The sequence below is a fragment of the Rhizobium sp. Root1220 genome, from assembly GCF_001426265.1.
Lineage (GTDB): Bacteria > Pseudomonadota > Alphaproteobacteria > Rhizobiales > Rhizobiaceae > Rhizobium.
The window spans coordinates 373,145-396,624 of the sequence record NZ_LMDG01000001.1 but is presented as its reverse complement, the minus strand read 5'-3'; the positions used below and the strand labels follow the sequence as shown (position 1 = coordinate 396,624).

Genomic DNA, 23,480 nt, shown 5'->3' with positions numbered 1-23,480 from the left:
GCGCTGATCATGGTCCGAAGTGATTCGGTAGGCCCATTTGGAGCCCAGCCGTCAGGCCAATGCAAGTCCGCTCATTTCTTGGCGGCAGACGACCACCAGACATCAGGGAAACCGGTCGCGTAGGTCGGGTATTCGGCCGGCCGGGTGATCGTGTTCCAGTAGGTGATCGACTGCGTATCGCGGTAGAAGAGCGGCACGACATAGTGGCCCGCCATCAGCACGCGGTCGAGCGCCTTGATCGACGCCACCTGCTCGTCCCGGTTGGGCGCGAAGATCACCATGCGGATCAGCGCGTCGACCGCAGGGTCGGAAATGCCGGAATAATTGCGCGAGCCCTGCTGGTTGACGGAGCCCGATCCCCAGTAGTCTGCCTGCTCGTTGCCGGGGTTCATCGTTTCGGCCCACACGTTCCATATCACGTCGTAGTCGAAGCTGCGCACGCGGTTGGTATATTGCGAGGCGTCCACGGTGCGCACCCGCGCATCGATGCCGATCTTCTTGAGATTGTTGGTGTAGGGCACCGCCCAGCGCTCGAAGACGGGGCTGGAGAGCAGGATCTCGAAGCTCATCGGCTTGCCGGTCTGGGCGTTGACCATGCGGTTGCCCTTGATGTCCCAGCCCGCTTCCTTGAGGAGCTTGATCGCCGTGCGCAGGTTGTCGCGGCTCTTCTGCGGGTCGCCGCCGACTGGGTTGGAATAGGCGGTGGTGAAGACCGAAGGAGAAAGCTTGTCCTTGAGGCCGTTCAGGATCTCCAGTTCGCGCCCCTGAGGCAGGCCGGAGGAGGCGAGTTCGGTATTCCAGAAATAGCTGTCGATGCGCTTGTAGCTGTTGAAGGCGACGGTGCGGTTCAGCTCCTCGAAGTCGAAGGCGTAGTTCAGCGCCTCGCGCACCTTCTCGTCCTTGAACGCGTCGCGGCGGGTGTTCAGCACCATTGCTTGCATGATGCCGGTGGCTCGCAGTGCGTTAGGGACGTCCTCCTTCTTCACACGCCCTTCCTTGACGGCGGGGAAGTCGTAGCCGGTTGCCCAGCGCGCCGCGAGCGTCTCCTGCCAGAAGTCGCTGTTACCGGCCCTGAAGGCCTCGAACTCCACGTCGCGGTCGGCGTAATAGGTGTAGGTGATCGAGCCGAAATTGTTCTGCCCGACGTTCACGTTCAGGTCCTCGCCCCAATAGTCGTCGCGCAGCTCGTAGCGGATCGTGGCGCCTGCCGAGAAAGCCGCGATCTTGTAGGGCCCGGAGCCCATCACCGGTTCCAGCGTCGTCTTGGCGATATCGCGCGGTTTGCCGTCGGGTCCGGTGCCCTCCCACCAGTGCTTCGGCACGACCACGAGCTGCCCCAGGATGTTGGGCAGCTCCTTGTTGTTCTTCTCGTCGAAGATGAAGGTCACGTCGCGCTCGCCTGACTTCTCGGCCTTCACCACATGCTTGTAGTAGTTGGAAGCAAGCGGATTGAGCTCCTTCACCTTGTCGAAGCTAAAGATCACGTCCTCGGGCGTAACAGGCTTGCCATCCGCCCACTTCGCCTCGGCGCGCAGCCGGAAGGTCGCGCTCGACACGTCGTCGGGATAGGAAAGCCCCTCCGCCAGCAGCCCGTAGGAGGCGAGCAGCTCGTCGTCTGCCGATTTCATCAGCGTCTCGAACGGCAGCGTCAGGCCGACAGCGGCTTGGCCCTTGGAAAGCAGCGGATTGAATGTGTCGTAGGTGCCGGATGCCGATAGCCTGAGATTGCCGCCCTTCGGCGCATCCGGGTTCACGTAGTCGAAATGCGTAAAACCGGGCTTGTACTTGAGTTCACTGATGACGGACGTGCCGATCTGGAAGTTCGGCTCCTGCGCGGTCGCCTGCAACGGCAGCGCCAGCGCCCCCAGAACGGAAAATACCAAGCCAAGTCTCGACCACGCACGCGCCATTCGCCAGCCCCTGTTGTTTTCGCTTCTGCCGAGAATATGCGAAAAGCGGGCGAAAAACAGATGAGCCGCGGGTTTTTATCCGTCTCGCGCAATCGTGACCGGGGCGGCCGGTCAGGCCGACGGCTCGTCCGGCGCCAGCTCTCACACATACGATGGCAACGTCGCCCAAAAACATCGATTCACCAAATTTGCTTTTCACGGTAGATTCGACTGCAAATCACTCGGCCACGGCCGACAGACGTTCAGGAAACGGCATGGCATTCCGTATTGCGCAGGCACTTCAGACAATCGCCAAAATGGCATTCGCCGGCGCGCTGGGCGCAAGTCTCGTCGCCGGCGACGTGGATGCGCAGCAAAAACAGCCGAGCCCCGGCAGCGCGAAAGCGCTCTTCGGTTCGGTGGCCCTCCCGACTCAGGGTGGCGCACAGCCATTCGGCTTCTATGCTAAAGGCTGCATGACCGGAGCCGTTGCGCTGCCCACCGACGGCGAGACCTGGCAGGCGATGCGCCTGTCGCGCAATCGACGCTGGGGCAATCCAGCGATGATAGCTCTGCTCGAACGGCTTTCGGCCGATGCCGCACAGTATGACGGCTGGCCTGGCTTGCTGGTCGGCGATATCGCCCAGCCGCGCGGCGGCCCTATGTTCAACGGCCATGCCTCGCACCAGATCGGCCTTGATGCGGACGTCTGGCTGACGCCCATGCCGTCAAACCACATGAGCGCCCAGGAGCGCGAGGCGTTGCCGTTCACGACGATGCTGCAGAAGGGTGCCTTCCTGACGATCAATCCCGATGTCTGGAGTCAATCGCATGCCCGGCTGTTGATGCGCGCCGCGAGTTATCCGCAGGTGGAGCGCATATTCGTCAACCCCGCGATCAAGAAGAAGATGTGCGACACCTGGACCGGCGATCGCACCAATCTCGGCAAGCTGCGTCCGGAATACGGTCACGATTCACACTTCCACATCCGCATGAAATGCCCGCCGGGTGCCGCCGCGTGCAAGTCCCAGGCCCCCGTTGCAGCCGGCGATGGCTGCGACAAGTCTCTGGCCTGGTGGTTTACCAAGGCGCCCTGGGCGCCGCCGAAGCCGCCGAAACCGGGCACGCCGCCGGTCAAGCCGCGCGAGGTCATGGTGTCGGATCTTCCAAATGCCTGCGCGGCGGTTCTCGCGGCGCCTTCGGTATCTTCGGTGCGCGCTGCTACCTACGGAGGCCCGTCGGCAGCGGAAGCCTTGACCGTTGCGCCCGCAGCCGAACCGGCAGCCGCGCCGGGCGATGCGCTGCCTGCGATCGGCCCTGTTCCGGATGACAAGCCGTCCGGTGAGTGAGGGCAGTCTTTCAAATGGAAGGCGCTTCGTATAGAAGCGCTCAAATCGATTGAATTTCGGACGGAGGGTATCTTTTTATGGCCGGCGGCAAATGCCTTGCATTGATTGCGCATGACCAGAAGAAGGATGACATGGCGGAGTTTGCCCGCCGCAACCGGGACACGCTGGCCGCGAACTGGAAAATCGTCGCCACGGGGACGACCGGCGGCCGTGTCCTCGACGCCGTACCGGATCTTGATGTCACACGTCTGAAGAGCGGCCCGCTCGGCGGCGATCAGCAGATCGGCGCCCTGATCGCAACCGGTGAGGTCGATGCCCTGATTTTCTTCGTCGATCCGCTTACGCCGATGCCGCATGATGTGGACGTCAAGGCGCTGATGCGGCTTGCGATCGTCTATGATATTCCAATGGCGTTGAACGAAGCGACCGCCGACAAGCTCATCGCCGATCTACACGCCTGACCAGCGCCTGAAACGCACGCACGGAACCTGTCATGCCCCAGCTCGATACCAGTGAAACCGCCTTGCCCTTTCCAATCCTGATCGGCGATATTGGCGGAACCAACGCCCGTTTCTCGATCATTCCGGATGCGACGTCGGAGCAGGTTCATTTCCCCAACGTCCGCACGGCCGATTTCGACACCATCGACGAAGCGATCCGGGCAAGCATTCTTGGCAAGAGCGCCCTGAAGCCGCGCTCGGCGATCCTTGCAGTTGCCGGTCCGATCAGCGACGACGAGATTCCGCTGACCAATTGCGACTGGGTCGTTAAGCCGAAAACGATGATTGAACAGCTCGGTTTCGAAGACGTGCTTGTCGTCAACGACTTCGAAGCGCAGGCGCTGGCAATTGCCGATCTCGCCGACGAATACCGCGAGCGCCTCGGGACGGCATCCGACGACATGATCGCGTCGCGGGTCGTTCTCGGGCCGGGCACGGGTCTGGGCGTCGGCGGTCTGGTTCATGCGCGCGGCGCTTGGATACCTGTTCCCGGCGAGGGCGGCCACGTCGACCTCGGCCCGCGCACCGAGCGCGACCTCGAAATTTTCCCGCACCTCGAGACCATCGAGGGACGTATCTCCGCGGAACAGATTCTTTGCGGCCGCGGCATCGTCAATCTCTACCGTGCGATCTGCACCGCTGATGGCATCGCACCGGTGTATGTCGATCCTGCGGACGTTACCTCGCATGCGCTGGCGGGAACCGATAAGGTTGCTGTTGAAACGATCGCGCTTTTCTCGACCTATCTCGGGCGTGTCGCTGGCGACATGGCAATGATCTTCATGGCGCGAGGCGGCGTGTTTCTTTCCGGCGGCATATCCCAGAAGATCCTTCCGGCACTGCGTTGGCCGGCGTTTCGTGCCGGATTTGAGGACAAGGCCCCACATTCCGCCTTGCTCGCAACCATTCCGACCTACGTCGTGACCCATCCACTGGCGGCTTTGGCCGGACTGTCGTCCTTCGCCCGCAAGCCGGAGAGCTTCGGCGTATCGACAGATGGGCGCCGGTGGCGCATCTAGAGCCACTCTAGCCAAAAGGTCGCCAAGTCTTTATAGAGCCGCGCGAGGGCGTCCCGCCATGAAGGCAGGCGCGCCGCGACACAGGAAACCGATTGTTGCGATCACCCAAAATTCAGTCGAAACCGGTCAATAGCGACGGCGTCACCGGCATCTTGAAACGCATCATCGCGGAAAACGGCCGCGAGCATGCCTGGGGATATGCGGCAGCCATCGCCTGTCTCGTCATCATTGCATTGTCGACGGCCTATACGGCCTGGATCATGAAGTCGATCATCAACGAGGCGTTCGCAAATCGCCGCGCCGATCTCGTCGGCGTCATCTGTCTTTCGATCTTCATTGCCTTCGTTCTGCGCGGCTTCGCCAGTTATGGCCAGGCGGTCATCCTGTCGAAGATCGGCAACAACATCGTCGCCCGCTACCAACAGCGCGCCTATTCTCATCTGATGAAGTTGTCGTTGGGCTTCTTCAATCAGTCGCGGTCAGCACACATCGTCGCCCAGGTTGGACAGAACATCAGCGGTATTCGCGATGTGATGAACCTGACGATCACCTCGACGGTCCGCGATCTCTTGACCTTCGTTGCTTTGCTGGGCGTGATGATCCTTCAGGATCCGCTGCTCAGCATTGCCGTGTTCATCACGGCGCCGCCGTTGCTCTATGCGCTGCGCTACGTGTCCAAACGCCTCCGCACCGCGACCAGAGACGCGGTAAACGTCAACAGCCACGTCGCCGGCGCAATGCAGGAAACGATGCAGGGCATCGCCATCGTCAAGGCTTTCACGATGGAAGGCGAGCTCGAAGCAAAGGTCAGCAAGCTGGTCCGTACGGCGGAGCAGCGCGCAAACCGCATCGCCCGCCTCTCCGAGCGCACCGCGCCGCTGACGGAAACCTTCGCGGGCTTTGTCGTCGCCAGCGTCCTTGCCTATGCGGCCTATCGCTCGATCTACCAGAACATCCCGCCAGGTGGATTTTTCTCCTTCGTGACGGCGTTGCTGCTGGCCTACGATCCCGCCCGCCGTCTTGCGCGACTGCAGGTGCAGATGGAGCGCGCGGTGGTGAATGCGCGCATGATCTACGAACTGCTCGACATGCAGCCGCATCAGCGCGATGCGACGGACGCGAAGCCGTTGGTCGTTACGGATGCCCGGATCGAGTTTCGCAATGTCTCTTTCGCCTATGGCGACGACGAGGTTCTCAACAGTGTGAGCTTCGTGGCCGACGGCGGCAAGACGACGGCGCTCGTCGGCCCGTCCGGTGCCGGCAAGTCGACGATCATCACGCTCATTCCGCGCTTCTACGACCCGAAGGCGGGCGAAATCCTGATCGACGGCCAGGATATCGCCCATGTGACCAAGCAGTCGCTGCGCGAGCAATTGGCCTATGTCTCGCAGCAACCTTATCTCTTCGAAGGCTCGATCCGCGACAACATTCGCTACGGGCGCCCCGATGCGACGGATGCCGATGTCGAGCACGCCGCCCGCCTTGCTTATGCCCACGATTTCATTGTCGCCCAGCCGCAGGGCTACGACACGCCTGTCGGCGAAAACGGCGTGACGCTGTCCGGTGGCCAGCGCCAGCGGCTATCGATCGCCCGTGCGCTCGTGCGCAATGCGCCGATCCTCCTTCTCGACGAGGCGACCTCCGCGCTCGACACGGAATCGGAAGCCGCCGTCCAGAAGGCGCTCGACGAAGCCATGACGGGGCGCACGGTTGTGGTGATCGCCCATCGCCTGTCGACCGTGGTGCGCGCCGACAAGATCGTCGTGATGCAGCAGGGAAGGGTGGTCGAGGAGGGCAACCACGATACGCTTGCGAAGCGCATCGACGGGCTCTACGCTCGCCTGAACAATCTCCAGAGGCCGGCGGCCTCCGACATTTACTGATACGGAAATGATGGACGCCTGACATGAGCGATGCTGCGATGAAGCTGGTGGTGGTGGGTGCAGCGGGTCGCATGGGGCAGGCGCTGATCCGTCTCATCCACGCCATGGACGGCGTAACGCTGCATGCCGCGGTCGAACGCCCGGGCTCGCCGTTCATAGGCAAGGACTCCGGCGAAATTTCCGGTCTCGGCGCCAATGGCGTCATTATCGGCGACGATCCGCTGGCGGCCTTTCTCCATGCGGAAGGCGTTCTCGATTTCACCTCGCCTGCCGGCACCGTGGAGTTTGCGGCCCTGGCCGCGCAGGCGCGCATCGTTCATGTGATCGGCACGACTGGCTGTTCCGTTGAGGACGACACGAAGATTGCGGCCGCTGCCCGTCACGCCCGCGTCGTGAAATCAGGCAATATGGGGCTCGGCGTCAACCTGCTCAGTGTCCTTGTCGAACAGGCGGCTCGTGCGCTCGAGCCTGCTGATTGGGATATCGAAGTGCTTGAGATGCACCACAAGCGCAAGGTCGATGCGCCCTCGGGCACGGCGCTGTTGCTTGGCGACGCGGCCGCGAGGGGCAGGGGCGTCGATCTCGCTTTGAATTCGGTACGCGTCCGCGACGGCCACACCGGCCCACGCGAGCAGGGCACCATCGGTTTTGCCACCCTGCGCGGCGGCTCGGTCGTCGGCGAGCATTCGGTGATCTTCGCCGGCGAGGGCGAAACGGTGACGATGTCGCACAGTGCGACTGATCGCTCGATCTTCGGGCGCGGCGCGATCAAGGCCGCCCTTTGGGCCCGCGACAGGAACCCGGGTCTCTATTCCATGCTCGACGTGCTCGGGCTTTCTTCAAAGTAATCTCTTTCGGAGGCAATTTTCATGAGCGGTACCCTCGTCCTCGTTCGCCACGGCCAGAGCGACTGGAATCTGAAGAACCTATTCACCGGCTGGAAGGACCCGGAGCTTACCGAGCTCGGCGTTCAGGAGGCCAACACCGGCGGCAAGGCGCTTGCCGATTACGGCATCAAGTTCGACATCGCCTTCACCTCCGATCTGAAGCGCGCGCAGGACACGCTGACGATCATCCTCGACAATGTCGGCCAGCCGGGCCTCGAGACGATCAAGGATCAGGCGCTCAACGAACGCGACTATGGCGATCTCTCCGGCCTCAACAAGGATGACGCCCGCGCCAAGTGGGGCGAGGAGCAGGTCCACATCTGGCGCCGCTCCTACGACGTCCCGCCTCCGGGCGGAGAAAGCCTGCGCGACACCGGCGCCCGCGTCTGGCCGTACTACCTCACCGAAATCCTGCCCCGCGTCCTGCGTGGCGAAAAGGTGCTCGTCGCCGCACACGGCAACTCGCTGCGCTCGCTGGTGATGGTGCTCGACCGCCTGACCAAGGAACAGATCCTGGCGCTCAACCTCGCGACCGGCGTTCCCATGGTCTACAAGCTCAACGCCGACTCGACCGTCGCTTCCAAGGAAGTGCTCGGCGACATGTCCGCCGCGCATTGATATCGAAGCGCCGCGCTTCACGAGGAGGCGCGGCGCATTCTTCTAGCTCCCTGACGCGCCCTTCGCCCGAGACGCCTTCGCACGGGCGGCTTCGAAAGCCGGCAGGCGATTGGCAATCCACTGCCAAAGCGTCACGACCTCCACCAGAAGCTCGCCGCCAAGCGGCGTCAATTCGTATTCCACGCGTGGCGGCACCTGCGGGTAGAGCGTGCGCGTCACCAGACCGTCGCTCTCCAGCGTCCGCAGGGTCTGCGTCAGCACCTTCTGGCTGATCCCTTCCACCCGTTCGAGAACGCGCGAAAAGCGCAACGGCCCCTTCGCCTCCGCCAGTATGTGCATCACCCTTAGCGGCCACTTCGCGCTGGCGCGCTCCAGCATCTCGCGGGCGAGCGCATCTTGTGCGTCCGTGAGCGTTTCGCAAAAATCGAACGTTCCATTATCAACAACAGTTACCATAAGGTATGTATAGCTCCATAGGGTACCTTCTTTCAAGACGAAACCAACTGCCCTATATGGTTTCTGACAGATCAAGGAGATTTCCATGTCACAGGTTTGGTTGATAACAGGCACTTCCCGCGGCCTCGGCAGGGCGCTGGCTGAAGCAGTGCTGGCCGGTGGGCACAAGCTCGTCGCGACGGCACGTGATCCATCGCAACTGGACGATCTCAGGCAGCGTTACGGCGAAAACGTCGTCACCGTCGCTCTCGACGTAACCGACGAGCAGTCCGCGGCCTCAGCCGTGAAAACGGCGGTGGACAGGTTTGGTCGCCTCGACGTCCTTGCCAATAATGCCGGCTATGGCGATGTCGGCTCGATCGAAGATACCAGCATTGCCGATTTCCGCGCCCAGATCGAAACCAACCTGTTCGGAACGATCATCGTCACCAAGGCGGCGCTGCCGCTGATGCGCGAGCAGGGCTTCGGCCACATCATCCAGTTTTCCTCCGTCGGCGGCCGCATCGGCCCGGCCGGCCGCGCGCCTTATGCAGCGGCGAAGTGGGGCGTCGAAGGCTTCTCGGAAGTTCTCTCCCGGGAAGTCGGCCCGCTCGGCATCAAGGTGACGATCATCGAGCCCGGCGGCTTCAGGACCGATTTCGCTGGCGCCTCCACCAGTCTTCGGGAGGGACGTCCGGAATACGACGATACGGTCGGCAAGATGGCCCGCTACCAGCGAGACTACAACGGCAAACAGCCGGGCGATCCCTTAAAGGCTGCCGCTGCGGTTATCTACGCCGCCAGCCTCGCCGCGCCGCCGCTACGCCTGCTGCTCGGCAGCGACGCGGTCCGCGGCGTGGAGCAGAACGATGCCGCGCGAGCAGAAGCCCACCGGCAATGGCGCGACCTCAGTGTCTCCACCGACTTCGAGCCCGGCGCAGGTGCGGGAAGTTTTCCTTGGGAGGCCAAGTAGCCCCGATGTCCCCAAGCCGAGCCGGAGATCGGCGGGGATCGGTCCGGTTTCGGTTCAGTTCTCGATGGTGAACTGAACCCGATCTGCGGCAAACCGGCTGATCGCATATTGCACGGGCACGCCCTCGAGGTCCGTGTTCATCGCCTTGGTGATGAGCACGATCGCACCCGGCGTCAGTTCGAGCGCGGCGAGATCGCCGGCCTCGGCATGCGCTGCCGTGATCTCGGTCGTCGCCCGCACATAGTCGGCCAGCCCCAGCTCGGCAAAGGCCCGGGTGATTGATTCCGCCTTCTCGTAAGCCTCAGGCATACCGGCGAAGCGGTCCGCCGGAAACCAGGTCGTGGCGCAGGAAACCGGCCGGTCGTCTGCCTTGCGCACCGTCTCCATGCGGATCACCGGTGCGCCCGGCGGCAGCTTCAGCCAGCGCGCCACCTCTTCATCCGCCTTCTCCTCGCCATGTCCGAGCAGCAGGCCGCGCATCGCGCGCGCCTGCTCGCCGATACCCGCGGTGAACCGCGTCCGTCGGGTGATCGGGAAGTTCAGCCGTTCCTTGCGCTCGATTAGCGTGCCGCGCCCCTGCACGGCGCGCACGATCCCCTCTTGGGAGAGGGCGGCAAGCGCGCTGCGCACCGTATGCCTGTTAACGCCGAACTGCTGCGCGAGAACCATCTCCGGCGGCACCATTCCAGTCCCGTCGTAAGCGCCGGCGCTGATCGCCTGCCGAATGCGATCGGCGATCTGCCTCCACAGCGCGATACCCGTTTGTCTTTGCACCTGCCCAGCCATTTTGCCCCTTGATGTCATACGCTTGTCACGTCGCCGATTTAAGCCTAAACATATCTTGTATAGTTGTCTATATCAATAGACATTTAAAGGATATGTGATGACCTTAGCGGAAATGAATGAGGCGGCAAGGCAGGCGGAAGCGGCGCGAAAGCGCACCGCCGACCTCCTGGCCCGCGCCGAGCGGCAGGAGCTGGATGCGGCATGGCATGCGCTTGATGACAAGCCCGTCGTCCAGCCGGTGCGCGGCCCGGAAACCGGCCTTGTCATGGTTCGCGGTCGCATGGGCGGCGCCGGAGCGCCCTTCAATCTCGGTGAAGTGACGGTGACGCGCGCCACGGTTCGTCTTGCCTCCGGCACGGTCGGCCACGCCCAGGCGCTCGGCACCGATCGCGAAAAGGCCCGCCTGTCCGCGATCTTCGATGCACTCTGGCAGGAGGCGGCATCGCAGGTGTTGGTCGAGCAGGCATTGCTGTCGCCGATCGCCGCCCGCATCGCCGATTCTGATGGCCGCAAAGCCGACGAGACCGCGGCAACGCGGGTCGATTTCTTCACCATGGTTCGCGGAGACGACTGATGAGCCTCAAGCCCCAAGCTCTCAAGGCCGACACCCAAAAAACTGACGCACTCTCCGGCGGCTTTGCCCAGCCGGTGTTCCACGCCCAGAGCGTTTTCAAGCTGATGATGGACGCCATGGCCCGCCCCGGGATCATCCAGACCGTCGAGCCCGATGCCGCGCCGCCCGCCCCCCTCGGTGTTGCCGCCGGGGCCATCGCGCTGACGCTGTGCGACCACGACACGCCGGTCTGGCTGTCGTCCGGTCTGGCAAAATCGGCCGTCCCGCAATGGCTCGGCTTCCACACAGGCGCTTCCGTAACGCCCGAAAAGGCAGAAGCCCGTTTTGCCTTTGTCGAAAGCGGCGTTCCGCTCTCCTCCTTCGGCCTGTTTGCCGCCGGCACCCAAGAATATCCGGATCGCTCGACGACGCTGGTCATCGGTCTTGCTGATCTCGAAGGCGGCCGCCGTCTGGCGTTGATGGGCCCCGGCATCAAGACCGTCAACGACATCGCGCCAACTGGTCTGCCGGAAAGTTTCCTGCACCTGTGGAGCGAAAACCGCGCCCTCTTCCCGCGCGGCATCGATATCGTCCTGACATCAGGCAGCCGTTTCCTGTGCCTGCCGCGCACCACCAAGATCACCGCAACGGAGATGTGAACCATGTATGTTGCTGTAAAAGGTGGCGAAGCCGCCATTTCGAATGCCCATCGCCTGCTGGCCGACCGCCGTCGCGGCGACCGCTCGCTGCCGGCCATCGGCATCGAGCAGATCGTTGCCCAGCTGGCGCTCGCCGTCGATCGCGTCATGGCCGAGGCCTCGCTTTATGATCGCACGCTGGCGGCGCTCGCCGTACGCCAGTCGCGCGGCGACATGATCGAGGCGATCTTCCTGCTGCGCGCCTACCGCACGACGCTACCGCGCTTCGGCTATTCGCAGCCGATCGACACGGCGAAGATGAAAATCGAGCGCCGCGTTTCGGCGACCTACAAGGATCTGCCCGGCGGCCAGCTGCTCGGCCCGACCTTCGACTACACCCACCGCCTGCTCGATCCGTCGCTCCTATCGGACGAAGCCGTCGACGAGCCCAGCCGGCGCGATGCCGAAACCGGCCGCGTCATCCGCGTCTCCGAAATCCTCGCTGAGGAAGGCTTGATCGAGGGCGATGGTGAAATGCCCGAGGACCACGAGGTCGGCGACCTCACCCGCGAGCCGATGGAATTCCCTATGAGCCGCGATCTGCGCCTGCAGGCACTTGCCCGCGGCGACGAAGGTTTCCTGCTGGCGCTCGGTTATTCGACCCAGCGCGGCTACGGCCGCAACCATCCCTTTACCGGCGAAATCCGCATCGGCGAGGTCGAGGTCGAGTTCGATGTGCCGGAACTCGGCTTTGCCGTCTCGCTCGGCACCATCCAGGTGACCGAATGCCAGATGGTCAATCAGTTCAAGGGTTCCTCCAAGGCGCCGCCGCAGTTTACCCGGGGCTATGGCCTGGTGTTTGGCCAGAGCGAGCGCAAGGCGATGTCGATGTCGCTGGTCGACCGTGCCCTGCGCGCCGAAGAGCTCGGCGAGGACATCACCGCCCCGGCGCAGGACGAGGAATTCGTCATCTCTCATGCCGACAACGTCCAGTCGACCGGTTTCGTCGAGCATCTGAAGCTGCCGCACTACGTCGATTTCCAGGCCGAACTGGATCTCGTCCGGCGCATCCGCAACGAGTTCGAAGCAGCCCGCAGCGGCAGCGACGACAGCATCAAGGAGGCAGCCGAATGACCGATCTGGCCACGTACAACTTCGCCTATCTCGACGAACAAACCAAGCGGATGATCCGCCGCGCTATCCTGAAGGCGATCGCCATCCCCGGCTATCAGGTTCCCTTCGCCTCGCGCGAAATGCCGATGCCTTATGGCTGGGGCACCGGCGGCGTGCAGGTGACCGCTTCGATCATCGGCCCGGACGACGTGCTGAAGGTCATCGATCAGGGCGCCGACGACACCACCAATGCCGTCTCGATCCGCGCCTTCTTCCAGAAGGTCGCCAATGTCGCGGTCACCACCCACACCAAGGATGCGACGATCATCCAGACGCGCCACCGCATCCCCGAGGAAAAGCTCGGACCGAACCAGGTGCTCGTCTACCAGGTGCCGATCCCCGAGCCCCTGCGCTTCCTAGAGCCGCGCGAGACCGAGACCCGCAAGATGCATGCGCTTGAGGAGTACGGCCTCATGCATGTGAAGCTTTATGAGGACATCGCCCACAACGGCCGCATCTCCAAGACCTATGCCTACCCGGTCAAGGTCGCCGGCCGCTACGTCATGGATCCGTCGCCGACGCCGAAGTTCGATAATCCGAAGATGCACATGTCGGATGCGTTACAGCTGTTCGGCGCCGGTCGCGAAAAGCGCATCTACGCCGTGCCGCCCTACACCGACGTCGTCAGCCTCGATTTCGAGGACTACCCCTTCGAGATCCAGCGCTTCGGCAAACCCTGCGCGCTCTGCGGCGCCGAGGAGGTCTATCTCGACGAGGTGATCCTCGATGACAAGGGCGGCCGCATGTTCGTCTGCTCCGACACCGACCACTGCGAAGACCGCCGCGAACACGGCCACGTCGGCGAGATGCTGGCGCCCAACAAGGAGGCAGCCGAATGACCGACACACCGCTTCTCAAAGTCAACGACGTCTCGAAATTCTACGGCAACCGCATCGGCTGCAAGAATGTCTCCTTCGAGCTCTGGCCCGGCGAAGTGCTGGCGATCGTCGGCGAATCCGGCTCCGGCAAGACGACGCTCCTCAATTGCATCTCGACCCGCCTGATGCCGACCACAGGCAGCGTCGAATACCACATGCGCGACGGCGCCTACCGCGATCTCTACCGCATGAGCGAAGCCGAGCGCCGCTTCCTGATGCGAACCGACTGGGGTTTCGTGCATCAGAATCCGGCTGACGGTCTGCGCATGACGGTTTCGGCCGGCGCCAACGTCGGCGAGCGCCTGATGGCCATCGGTGACCGTCACTACGGCAATATCCGCTCGACCGCAGTCGACTGGCTGCAGCGCGTCGAGATCGACGAAAGCCGCATCGACGACCAGCCGCGCGCTTTCTCCGGCGGTATGCGCCAGCGCCTGCAGATTGCCCGCAATCTGGTGACTGGCCCGCGCCTCGTTTTCATGGATGAGCCGACCGGTGGTCTCGACGTCTCGGTGCAGGCTCGCCTGCTCGACCTCGTGCGCGGTCTCGTCAACGATCTCGGCCTGGCGGCTATCGTCGTCACCCACGACCTTGCCGTCGCCCGCCTACTGTCGCACCGCATGATGGTGATGAAGGATGGTCATGTCATCGAGCATGGGCTGACCGACCGCGTTCTCGACGATCCGCGGGAGCCTTACACGCAGCTTCTCGTTTCCTCCATCCTTCAGGTCTGATCGCGATAAACCGTTCGGAATCCGGCTACCGGACGCCGGGCGGGCCAGCGAAATTAAGGAAAAGAAATCATGGCAACGCCTCTCGTTGTTTCGGAAGTAGCCAAGAGCTTCACCATGCACCTGCGCGACGGCATCAAGCTGCCCGTCGTTTCCGACGTGTCCTTCTCGGTCGCATCGGGGGAATGCGTCGTCCTCGGCGGTCCTTCGGGCATCGGCAAGAGCTCGCTCCTGAAGATGATCTATGGCAACTACGCCGTCGATGCCGGCCAGATCCTCGTCAAGCATCAGGACCGCATCGTCGATCTCGCCACCACCGATCCGCGCACCGTCATCGACGTTCGCCGCCATACGCTCGGTTATGTCAGCCAGTTCTTGCGCACCGTCCCGCGCGTCGCCGCGATCGATGTCGTCGCCGAGCCGCTTGTCGCCCGCGGCACCAAGGCGGAAGCGGCGCGTGAAAAGGCCGCCGAGCTGCTGGCCAAGCTCAATCTGCCGGAGGCACTCTGGCAGCTGCCACCCGCAACCTTCTCCGGCGGCGAACAGCAGCGCGTCAACATCGCCCGCGGTTTCATAACCGAGCACACCATCCTGCTGCTCGATGAGCCGACTGCATCGCTGGATGCGAAAAACCGCGCGGTCGTCGTCGAGATGATCGCCGAAAAGAAGAAGGCCGGCGTCGGCCTGCTCGGCATTTTCCACGATGAGGAGGTGCGCGAGGCGGTCGCCGACCGCGTTCTCGACGTGCAGGCCTTCTCGCCGCGAAAGGCAATAGCAGCATGAGCCGCAAGATTGGCCTCGAGCCCTACTTTCATGAAACGGCATCCGTGAGAAATGCCACCTTCGGCCGCTTCACCGAGGTCTCCGAACGGTGCCGTATCGAGGAAGTGCAGTTCGGCGACTATTCCTACGTCATGCAGGACGGCGCCATCTGGTGCGCGACGATCGGCAAGTTCGTCAATATCGCCGCTTCGGTGCGCATAAATGCCACCAACCACCCGACATGGCGCGCGACGCTGCATCACTTCACCTATCGCGCCGCCGACTATTGGCCGGATGCCGACATGGAGACTGATTTCTTCGAGTGGCGGCGCTCCAATCGCGTCATCATCGGCCATGACGTCTGGATCGGCCACGGCGCCACCATCCTGCCCGGTGTCAAGGTGGGCAATGGTGCCGTCATCGGGGCCGGCGCCGTCGTCTCCAAGGACGTGGCACCCTATACCATCGTCGGTGGGGTTCCCGCCAAGCCCATCCGTGAACGCTTTCCGAAAGAGATCGGCGAGCGCATGGATCGTCTCGCCTGGTGGGACTGGGAGCACGATCGCCTGCGCGTCGCGTTAGCCGATTTCCGCAATCTCGGCGCCGAGGATTTTCTGGCTCGATACGAGGGATGATGAAACGGTCGCGGCGGCAACGATCGTGTCGCCGCCCGCACCTTTCCAAAGGTTGTCGCCTGGCCTCACTGTATCAGGTCTGAAGAGACGGTTGCCGATCAGGAATCCCGTCAAGTTGGTTCGCGGCTTCGCGTCCCGACGACGAGAAGGCGGACCGCGCTTTGATGAAAATATCGGGCGGTCACGGTCAACGAACCGGGAATTTCTGTAAAAATTGGAAACACTTTGTGACTAAGTGTCTCCAAAAGCTACGGTTTTTGACTTGCCGCGAAAGACGACATGACAGATATTGTTCCGATATCAAGGAAGTCGTCATGATCAGAATGATTGAAGACCCCGCCGAATTGGCTGGTGAAGATATCACTGGCAAATACATCCTACGGAAGCTGAATTACCACTGGTTTGCCTATGGCAAGGCCGGCATCGTGACTGCCTGCGTGGGCTCCATACTGCATATCGACCGGGAAGAGACCGTCTTCTCCGAACGGTGGGGCCGTCGTGCCTACACCGGTACAGGCAAACGCTATCCCGGCGGTGTCTGTCCGATCTCGGCCGTCGCCTGCGTCTGCGATACGCCAGATGACGTCAACGCCGTCATCCAGCTCGACGTGGATGCACAGGACGAGTTCTATCAATTGGTCGCAAAGACCGAAGCCAAGGTTCAGGCGCTCGCTTCTTCATCGCGGAATACCGTGTTTCTCGTCGCCGCCGAATAACCTCTGCCGCATTGCAGGCGCTGCGCAACCGGCAGCCCGATTGCGCCATGCTCCTCCAGCCGTTCGATGTCATATGCGGCCCTCGTGGCTCATCGGCAAAAACACACATAAAAACGCGGCGCCATCATCATTCTGTCATGGAAATATTCTAGCCGGAAAGCAGCTTGCGGCAAGCGGTCAAATCACTGAAGACTGCGACCTGCATTCCGAACGATTTCCAGGATACTGGCCTTGCGATACGCACTCTATTTCACGCCGCCGAAGGATGATCCCTTGAACGGCACGGCTTCGCTCTGGCTTGGCCGCGATGCCTTCACGGGCGAAACTTATCCGGCTCCCGAGCATCCTGGGCTGCCAGCCGCGGAACAGTTTGAGCTGACCGCGGAACCACGCCGCTACGCCTTTCATGCCACGATCAAGGCACCTTTCCATCTCGCCGCGTCGGTGACCGAGAAGGACCTTATTCACGCTGCCGAGGATTTCGCCGCGGTCACTCCCGCCTTCGCGATCCCCGACCTGGTTCTGGGGCAGTTGGGCAGGTTCTTTGCCCTGGTGCCCGCTGCGCTCTATCCGCCGCTTCAGCTGTTTGGTGCGACGGTGGTAAAGTCGTTCGAACCGTTCCGCGCAGCCTTGTCGGAAGCCGATATTGCGCGCCGCTCGCCAGAGAAACTGAGCGAGAGCCAGAGAGCGAACCTGTTGCGCTGGGGCTATCCCTATGTGATGGATGACTTCGGTTTCCACATGACGCTCACCGGCCAGGTGCCGGAAGAGCGCGCCGGCGTGATGAGGGCCGTTCTGTCGCAGCGTTTCGCCGCCTTTACCGGCCGGCCGCTCGCGATCTCCGGGCTCGCCGTTTTTGTCGAAGAGGCGCGTGGCGCGCCGTTCAAAGCCCATTCCTGGTTTCCGCTTGCCGGGGCCAAAAACTGAAAGACCCAAATCCGATGACCAAAGAATCCGTCTTCTCCAACGCCCGCATCGTCCTCGAGGATGAAATCGTCGAAGGATCGGTCCTCGTCCGCGATGGCAAGATCGCCGATATCTCGACGGGCAACTCGCATGTGGGCGACGATTTCGAAGGCGATTATCTGATCCCGGGTCTCGTCGAGTTGCATACCGACCATCTCGAAGGCCACTATTCGCCGCGCCCCGGTCTGCGCTGGCACAAGACCGCGGCGATCCAGGCCCATGACGCTCAGATCGTCACCTCGGGCATTACCACCGTGTTCGACTGCCTGCGCATGGGTGCCGACGAGGATGGTGGCTTCGAGCATGGCGAAATGCGCGAGATGGCCGATGCCATCCAGAAGGCCGAACAGGAAGGCCGCCTGCGCGCCGAGCATTTGCTCCACCTTCGCTGCGAAGTCTCCGCCGACAACGTGCTGCAGCATTTCGCCGATTTCGAGAACGATCCCTATGTCCGCCTTGTCTCGCTGATGGACCACGCACCGGGCCAGCGCCAGTTCCAGACGATGGACCAGTACATCTTCTATTACCAGAAGAAGCGCGGCCTGACCGATGCAGAGTTCGCCAAGTTCATCGACCGCCGCGTTTCCGAATCCGAGCGCAATTCCACGCCGCATCGTGTCGCCATTTCCAAGGTTTGCGCCGAGCGCGGCATCACCGTTGCCAGCCACGATGACGCAACACTCGATCATGTCGACGAAGCGATCGAAAACGGCGTACGTCTCGCCGAATTCCCCACCAGCTTCGATGCCGCCAAGGCCTCGCACGAGAACGGCATGAGCGTGCTGATGGGTGCGCCGAACATCGTCCGCGGTAAGTCGCATTCGGGCAATATTGCCGCCCGCGATCTCGCCGAGCGCGGCGTCCTCGATGTGCTCTCCTCGGATTACGTGCCGCTCAGCCTGCTCTACGCACCGTTCCTGATCGCCGACGAGGTCGAGAGCATTTCGCTGCCGAAGGCAATCGCCATGGTCACCTCGACGCCGGCCCGCACTGTCAGCCTCAATGATCGCGGCCGCATCGCCACCGGCCTGCGCGCTGATCTTGTTCGCGTCTTCCGCGACGAGGGCGTTCCCGTAACCCGCTCGGTCTGGCGCGAAGGGCGCCGGGTCGCATGATCCCCTCGCACGAACCTCACGCCGTTCCCGGCACCGAACGCGGCATGATGGTCGTCGTCGTCGGCCCGAGCGGCGCCGGCAAGGACACGCTGATGGCGCTGGCCGCCCGACATTTCCGCGGTCGCCATGACGTGCATTTCGTCCGTCGGGTCATCACCCGCGAACACGATGCAGGTGGCGAAGACCATCTCGCGGTCTCCGATCAGGGCTTCGTGTCGATGGAGCAGGCCGGCAGCTTCTCGGTCTGGTGGGAAGCGCATGGTTTGAAGTATGGTATCCCGGCCGAAATCTCGGTGTCGCTGGCGGCGGGCAACCTCGTCGTCGCCAACGGCTCCCGCTCGGCCCTGCATCGCTTCCAGGCGGTCTTTCCGCGTCTCAAGGTGATCAACGTCACTGCCCGCGCCGACGTGTTGGCGACCCGACTGGAGGCTCGCGGCCGCGAAACGCACGAAGACATCATGGCGCGCCTTGCCCGTGGCCCGCTCACCGTGCGCGGCAACTACGATGTCGTGGATCTCGACAACAGCGGTTCATTGGAAGAGGGCGAGCGCCGCATGGTCGAGGTGCTGACCGACTGCCTCGCCGAGGTCGGCTGACACGGAGACACCGGATGCGGCCGATCAGGGTAGTCGACTACGACCCACAATGGCCGCACCTCTTCGAAGCCGTCAGGGCCGAACTCCTTGCGCTCGCTGCCGACCGCATCCTCGCAGTCGAGCATATCGGCAGCACATCTGTCCCCGGATTGGCCGCCAAACCCAAGATCGATCTTGACGCCGTGCTGATCTCCCAAAGCGCGCTGGCCGAACTCACCCCATGCCTGCCGGCAGCCGGCTATATTTCGCACGGTGATGTCCATGGCGAAGGCCGCTGGACCTTCACCCGAGACCACAAAGGCTACGGCCTGCGCCTCTATCTCTGCACCGAAGGCAACGTCGCCCATCGAGACCGCCTGTTGTTCCGCGACTATCTCCGCGCGCACCCGCAGCGTGCCGCCGAATACCAGGCGCTGAAATTGCACCTTGCCGCAGAAGCCCAAGGAGATTGGGACGTATACACCGGCGGCAAGAGTGATTTCGTCAGCGAAACAATCGCGCGGGCGACCGCCGAGGTGGCCTCCTCGCGGGGATAATTTTCTTGCGCGAGAAAAGACGTCGAAGCGATTTCAACACTTTGCTTGAAACCATCGTCCCCATCCATCCCCGCTCGGATGCGCCACGCGATACTGGTGGCGTCATTGGACAGGGAGCCGGGGGTCGCGAACCGGATCTGACACATCGGGCAAGTCGCCCGGCGTCCGATGATGGTTGCGAGAGGTGGATCGCAGGCCGTCAGGGTCGAGAATCCATCCGGAAGGGAAGGGCCGAGAGACGCTCCTGTCGGCCCGGAAGCCCCGGAAACCTTGATGCGATCGGGCAGGCGTCAAAGCCTGACACCACCCATCCAATGCCATCGACGCCTGCCCATTCCCAGCATGACCGATACCGTCGCGGAGTTCTCTCCGGCGCGGGGTTTTGTGCTGTGTGGTGGATGCTCGGGCTCTTGCGACCGCTGCACCGTCTGCGCCGGCAGCCCCCTCATCGCCTCGCTATCGCTCCGGCACTTCTCCCTGCCGGGGAGAAGTGGCTGGGCGCACCCGCGCTGCCCGATCTGGGCGTCTTTGTTGTAAAGGGCATCAGCCCCTCCGATTCCGGCGGCACGTCAAGGCTGGCGGGGAAGCTGCGGTTCGAGAAAGCGAAGTGAAGCGATCATGCCGGCAGCAGAAACCCGGACGTGCAATGCGCCCGGCCCCACCTGGATCAGATCACCTGTCCGACATCGATGCGGTTGCCGTCGGGATCCTCGAACACGAAGGCGCGTAGGCCATAGTCCTTGTTCTGCAGGCTCTTTATGATCCGCACCCCATGCGCCTGGCATAGCGCATGCAGCGCGTCGACGTCCTCGACCATCAGGTGGGCGACGTTGAAGCTGGGGTTCTTGTGGTTCGGCTGCAGGGTCAGGTGTAGTTCGGCGGCGTCGCGCTTGAGGATCACGAAGCCGACGGGGCTGCCGTTTTCGAACACCTTGGTGAAGCCCATCACTCCGGCGTAGAAGTCCATCGCCCGGCCGATATCCTTGACCGGAACCATCGCGGCAATGCGTCCGAATCGGACACCATGATCAGCGATCTCTGTCATCGCTCACTCTCCTTGCGAGACGTCACGAACGACTCCGGCGGTGCGGAGAAACATGCGCGCGCTCCAATGTTTCGACAAGAAGGACGGTGCCTTGTGGACGATCTATAGCGATGGACACCGGCTGCGGCAACAGCGGCGACCCGTGTCGGGCATGGCACTTGCGGCAGATGGTCGGACGCTGCGGTTGTCGCGGCACCTTGAGCAAGGGGATCGCGCTGTACTGGCTGTCTTGATTAAGGCATTGCCGGGGTGGCCACCGCCACCACGCCTATATCACTCCCCGTCGCCACGCCCGCTGACGATCTCGCGCTTGCCGACATGGTTCGCCGGGCCCACCAGCCCTTCCTTCTCCATCCGCTCGACCAATGAGGCGGCGCGGTTGTAGCCAATGCCGAGGCGGCGCTGGATGTAGGAGGTCGAGCACTTCTTGTCGCGCAGCACCACCTTGACCGCCTTGTCGTAGAGGTCGTTGCCGTCCTCGGCCGCCATGTCGCCCTTGTCGAAGACCGCGCTGTCTTCTTCCTCGGCGTCGTCCTCTTCCTCGGCGGTAACGGTGTCGAGATACTCCGGCCGCCCCTGCGTCTTCAGATGTGCGACGACCTTTTCGACTTCGGCATCGGATACGAAGGGTCCGTGGACGCGCGAGATACGCCCGCCGCCCTGCATGTGCAGCATGTCGCCCTGGCCGAGCAGCTGTTCGGCGCCCTGTTCGCCGAGGATGGTGCGGCTGTCGATCTTCGAGGTCACCTGGAAGGAGATGCGGGTCGGGAAGTTGGCCTTGATCGTGCCGGTGATGACGTCGACCGACGGACGCTGTGTCGCCATGATCAGATGGATGCCTGCAGCGCGCGCCATCTGCGCCAGACGCTGGATCGCCCCTTCGATCTCCTTGCCGGCCACCATCATCAGGTCGGCCATCTCGTCGACGATGACGACGATATAAGGCATCGGCGTCAGGTCGAGTTCCTGTTGCTCCTCAACAGGTGCACCAGTGCTACGGTCGAAGCCGGTCTGCACCATGATGTGGATGGTCTCGCCTTTCTCCTTGGCTTGCGCAACTCGGCCGTTGTAGCCGTCGATATTGCGCACGCCGAGGCGCGACATCTTGCGATAGCGGTCTTCCATCTCGCGAACCGCCCACTTCAGCGCCATCACCGCCTTCTTCGGGTCGGTAACGACGGGTGTGAGCAGGTGCGGAATGCCGTCATAGACGGAGAGTTCCAGCATCTTCGGATCGACCATGATCAGCCGGCACTGCTGGGGAGACATGCGGTAGAGCAGCGACAGGATCATCGTGTTGATGGCGACCGACTTGCCCGAGCCGGTGGTGCCGGCAACCAGCAGATGCGGCATCTTGGCGAGCTCGGCGATAACGGGTTCGCCGCCGATCGTCTTGCCGAGCCCGAGCGCCAGCTTGAAGCTGCTCTTTTCGAAATCGGCGCTCTCGATCATCTCGCGGAAATAGACGGTCTCGCGCAGCACATTCGGCAGTTCGATGCCGATGACATTGCGGCCGGGAACGACCGCGACGCGTGCCGACAGCGCCGACATCGAGCGGGCGATGTCGTCGGCAAGGCCGATGACCCGTGAGGATTTGACACCCGGCGCCGGTTCGAATTCGTAGAGCGTTACGACGGGGCCGGGACGGACGTGGATGATCTCGCCCTTGATGCCGAAATCCTCGAGCACGCTTTCCAGAAGCCCGGCATTCTGCTCCAGCGCTTCCTGCGACATGATCTCGCCGACCCGTTCCGGCGGCTCCTGCAGCAGCGAGTTCGACGGGAATTCGTAGCCCGATGCATCGACCTTGGACGGCACGAATTTGTGCGCCGCCATCCGCGCAGCTGGGGCCAGCGGTGTGATCACCGGCTGCGCCCGCGCCGGCATCGGCGCGATCGGTTGTGGGACCGGCTGCGCTATCGGCTGTGGCAGCGGCTGCGGCTCGACGGCAGCGGCCTGAGGCGAAGGCGCCGTCACCAGTGGCGGACGGCTCGGCTTGCGAACGGTCACCGCGGCGGCGGCAGGCGCTGGTGCAATGGCTGGGACAACGGCGACGGGCGCTGCGACAATCGGGGTAGCACTGGCATAGGGGGTGGCTATGACGGGCTGCTTGCCGGGGCGCCACTCCATGACGCGGAACCGGCTGATGATCGACTCGGCACTCGCCTCGACCCTCGGCAGCACGGCTTGCGGCAGCTGGATCGGTGTGGCTTTCTCGGTTTCCTCGAAGGACATCACTTCCCAGAACGCGAAATCCGAGATCGACGCCAGATCGGATGACGCGCGGAAACAGGTCTCGACCGTCGCGGTCGGCGCGACGATCGAAGCGGGATTCGGCTCTACGGCAACATCCGTCGCCTCGTGCTGATAGATATCGAACGGCACGTTGACGACAACGGGTGCCTGCAAGGGCACACGGATTGCCTCGTCTGCCCTTGGCGCCCGCACTTCGACAGCCGGCTGCGGAACCGGCTCGCTCGGTGCCTTGCGCGGGTTGATCAGGCTTTCCGGCGTGCGTGTGAAACGCACGTTCGGCGCCAGCGAAAAGTTGCTCTGCCAGATCGGCGGTGTCGGCTTCTCGCCGGCATGGTCCTGCAGCTGTTCTTCATCGACTCCGGTGGAAATTTCCCCGGCATCCGTCAGATTGGTTCTAGGAAAGCGCATACGACAGCTACTCACTCATGATTAGCAACTACTACCCGCTTCCGGCTTAGGAAATGAAGGTTAATAAGTTCCTTCCAAGAGCGCCGCAGCGCCCTGGTCGATGAGGGCAAATCGCAGTTCTTTCAGTGACTTG

The 23,480-nt window shown here is 62.8% G+C and carries 24 protein-coding genes; 19 read left to right on the top strand and 5 right to left on the bottom strand.

Annotated features, from left to right (window positions below; genetic code table 11):
- Positions 1 to 71: 71 nt before the first annotated feature.
- Positions 72 to 1,910 carry an extracellular solute-binding protein gene (locus ASC90_RS01950; RefSeq protein ID WP_056534778.1) on the bottom strand — a complete coding sequence of 613 codons (1,839 nt, stop codon included), beginning with the start codon at positions 1,908 to 1,910 and terminating at the stop codon, positions 72 to 74.
- Positions 1,911 to 2,164: 254 nt separating this feature from the next.
- On the opposite strand from ASC90_RS01950, the gene mepA reads away from it, so the two are divergent.
- From mepA to ASC90_RS01920, 6 genes are all read left to right on the top strand, one after another.
- Complete coding sequence (gene mepA / locus ASC90_RS01945) at positions 2,165 to 3,238, top strand: penicillin-insensitive murein endopeptidase (RefSeq protein ID WP_056534776.1); 1,074 nt, start codon at positions 2,165 to 2,167, stop codon at positions 3,236 to 3,238.
- 77 nt (positions 3,239 to 3,315) lie between these two features.
- Entirely contained in the window at positions 3,316 to 3,699 is a 384-nt protein-coding gene (locus tag ASC90_RS01940; protein ID WP_056534774.1) for a methylglyoxal synthase, read from the top strand.
- Positions 3,700 to 3,731: 32 nt separating this feature from the next.
- Entirely contained in the window at positions 3,732 to 4,757 is a 1,026-nt protein-coding gene (locus ASC90_RS01935) for a glucokinase (RefSeq protein WP_056534772.1), read from the top strand.
- 95 nt (positions 4,758 to 4,852) lie between these two features.
- Positions 4,853 to 6,640, top strand: a complete 1,788-nt coding sequence (locus tag ASC90_RS01930) for an ABC transporter ATP-binding protein (protein WP_056534770.1) — start codon at positions 4,853 to 4,855, stop codon at positions 6,638 to 6,640.
- Positions 6,641 to 6,663: 23 nt separating this feature from the next.
- Positions 6,664 to 7,488, top strand: coding sequence for a 4-hydroxy-tetrahydrodipicolinate reductase (dapB, locus tag ASC90_RS01925; protein WP_056534768.1), 825 nt, complete (start codon positions 6,664 to 6,666; stop codon positions 7,486 to 7,488).
- A gap of 21 nt (positions 7,489 to 7,509) precedes the next feature.
- Positions 7,510 to 8,145, top strand: coding sequence for a 2,3-bisphosphoglycerate-dependent phosphoglycerate mutase (locus ASC90_RS01920; protein ID WP_056534766.1), 636 nt, complete (start codon positions 7,510 to 7,512; stop codon positions 8,143 to 8,145).
- A gap of 42 nt (positions 8,146 to 8,187) precedes the next feature.
- Here the strand turns inward: ASC90_RS01920 and ASC90_RS01915 are convergent, their stop codons facing one another.
- Positions 8,188 to 8,601: a helix-turn-helix domain-containing protein gene (locus ASC90_RS01915; RefSeq protein ID WP_056534764.1), complete on the bottom strand. Its 414-nt coding sequence runs from the start codon at positions 8,599 to 8,601 to the stop codon at positions 8,188 to 8,190.
- A gap of 85 nt (positions 8,602 to 8,686) precedes the next feature.
- On the opposite strand from ASC90_RS01915, the gene ASC90_RS01910 reads away from it, so the two are divergent.
- The gene (locus tag ASC90_RS01910) at positions 8,687 to 9,553 is read left to right on the top strand and encodes an oxidoreductase (protein ID WP_056534762.1); all 867 of its coding nucleotides are present in this window, start codon (positions 8,687 to 8,689) and stop codon (positions 9,551 to 9,553) included.
- Positions 9,554 to 9,607: 54 nt separating this feature from the next.
- Here the strand turns inward: ASC90_RS01910 and phnF are convergent, their stop codons facing one another.
- Positions 9,608 to 10,339, bottom strand: coding sequence for a phosphonate metabolism transcriptional regulator PhnF (gene phnF, locus ASC90_RS01905; protein WP_056534760.1), 732 nt, complete (start codon positions 10,337 to 10,339; stop codon positions 9,608 to 9,610).
- 97 nt (positions 10,340 to 10,436) lie between these two features.
- On the opposite strand from phnF, the gene phnG reads away from it, so the two are divergent.
- The 12 genes from phnG to ASC90_RS01845 all read left to right on the top strand — a co-directional run bounded on the left by phnG (position 10,437) and on the right by ASC90_RS01845 (position 19,638).
- Positions 10,437 to 10,913, top strand: a complete 477-nt coding sequence (gene phnG / locus ASC90_RS01900) for a phosphonate C-P lyase system protein PhnG (RefSeq protein ID WP_056534758.1) — start codon at positions 10,437 to 10,439, stop codon at positions 10,911 to 10,913.
- Positions 10,913 to 11,551: a phosphonate C-P lyase system protein PhnH gene (gene phnH, locus ASC90_RS01895; protein ID WP_056534756.1), complete on the top strand. Its 639-nt coding sequence runs from the start codon at positions 10,913 to 10,915 to the stop codon at positions 11,549 to 11,551. Before phnG ends, phnH begins: the two co-directional genes overlap by 1 nt.
- A 3-nt stretch (positions 11,552 to 11,554) precedes the next feature.
- Positions 11,555 to 12,664 carry a carbon-phosphorus lyase complex subunit PhnI gene (locus tag ASC90_RS01890; protein ID WP_056534754.1) on the top strand — a complete coding sequence of 370 codons (1,110 nt, stop codon included), beginning with the start codon at positions 11,555 to 11,557 and terminating at the stop codon, positions 12,662 to 12,664.
- The gene (locus tag ASC90_RS01885) at positions 12,661 to 13,542 is read left to right on the top strand and encodes an alpha-D-ribose 1-methylphosphonate 5-phosphate C-P-lyase PhnJ (protein ID WP_056534751.1); all 882 of its coding nucleotides are present in this window, start codon (positions 12,661 to 12,663) and stop codon (positions 13,540 to 13,542) included. The genes ASC90_RS01890 and ASC90_RS01885 overlap by 4 nt, the downstream gene beginning before the upstream one ends.
- Positions 13,539 to 14,315, top strand: a complete 777-nt coding sequence (gene phnK, locus ASC90_RS01880) for a phosphonate C-P lyase system protein PhnK (protein ID WP_056534749.1) — start codon at positions 13,539 to 13,541, stop codon at positions 14,313 to 14,315. The genes ASC90_RS01885 and phnK overlap by 4 nt, the downstream gene beginning before the upstream one ends.
- Positions 14,316 to 14,384: 69 nt before the next feature.
- Complete coding sequence (phnL, locus tag ASC90_RS01875) at positions 14,385 to 15,095, top strand: phosphonate C-P lyase system protein PhnL (protein ID WP_056534746.1); 711 nt, start codon at positions 14,385 to 14,387, stop codon at positions 15,093 to 15,095.
- Positions 15,092 to 15,709, top strand: coding sequence for a DapH/DapD/GlmU-related protein (locus ASC90_RS01870; protein ID WP_056534744.1), 618 nt, complete (start codon positions 15,092 to 15,094; stop codon positions 15,707 to 15,709). Before phnL ends, ASC90_RS01870 begins: the two co-directional genes overlap by 4 nt.
- Before the next feature lie 314 nt (positions 15,710 to 16,023).
- Positions 16,024 to 16,425 carry a hypothetical protein gene (locus tag ASC90_RS01865; RefSeq protein WP_056534742.1) on the top strand — a complete coding sequence of 134 codons (402 nt, stop codon included), beginning with the start codon at positions 16,024 to 16,026 and terminating at the stop codon, positions 16,423 to 16,425.
- Between the two features lie 231 nt (positions 16,426 to 16,656).
- Positions 16,657 to 17,352, top strand: a complete 696-nt coding sequence (locus ASC90_RS01860; protein WP_056534740.1) for a DUF1045 domain-containing protein — start codon at positions 16,657 to 16,659, stop codon at positions 17,350 to 17,352.
- 14 nt (positions 17,353 to 17,366) lie between these two features.
- Positions 17,367 to 18,506: an alpha-D-ribose 1-methylphosphonate 5-triphosphate diphosphatase gene (locus tag ASC90_RS01855; RefSeq protein WP_056534738.1), complete on the top strand. Its 1,140-nt coding sequence runs from the start codon at positions 17,367 to 17,369 to the stop codon at positions 18,504 to 18,506.
- Complete coding sequence (gene phnN, locus ASC90_RS01850) at positions 18,503 to 19,102, top strand: phosphonate metabolism protein/1,5-bisphosphokinase (PRPP-forming) PhnN (RefSeq protein WP_056534736.1); 600 nt, start codon at positions 18,503 to 18,505, stop codon at positions 19,100 to 19,102. The genes ASC90_RS01855 and phnN overlap by 4 nt, the downstream gene beginning before the upstream one ends.
- A gap of 14 nt (positions 19,103 to 19,116) precedes the next feature.
- Positions 19,117 to 19,638 (top strand): GrpB family protein, encoded by a 522-nt coding sequence (locus tag ASC90_RS01845; protein WP_056534734.1) that lies wholly within the window; start codon positions 19,117 to 19,119, stop codon positions 19,636 to 19,638.
- 667 nt (positions 19,639 to 20,305) lie between these two features.
- Here the strand turns inward: ASC90_RS01845 and ASC90_RS01835 are convergent.
- Both ASC90_RS01835 and ASC90_RS01830 read right to left on the bottom strand, forming a co-directional pair.
- The gene (locus ASC90_RS01835; RefSeq protein WP_056534729.1) at positions 20,306 to 20,683 is read right to left on the bottom strand and encodes a VOC family protein; all 378 of its coding nucleotides are present in this window, start codon (positions 20,681 to 20,683) and stop codon (positions 20,306 to 20,308) included.
- Positions 20,684 to 20,956: 273 nt separating this feature from the next.
- Positions 20,957 to 23,347 (bottom strand): DNA translocase FtsK, encoded by a 2,391-nt coding sequence (locus tag ASC90_RS01830; RefSeq protein WP_056534727.1) that lies wholly within the window; start codon positions 23,345 to 23,347, stop codon positions 20,957 to 20,959.
- Positions 23,348 to 23,480 lie beyond the last annotated feature (133 nt).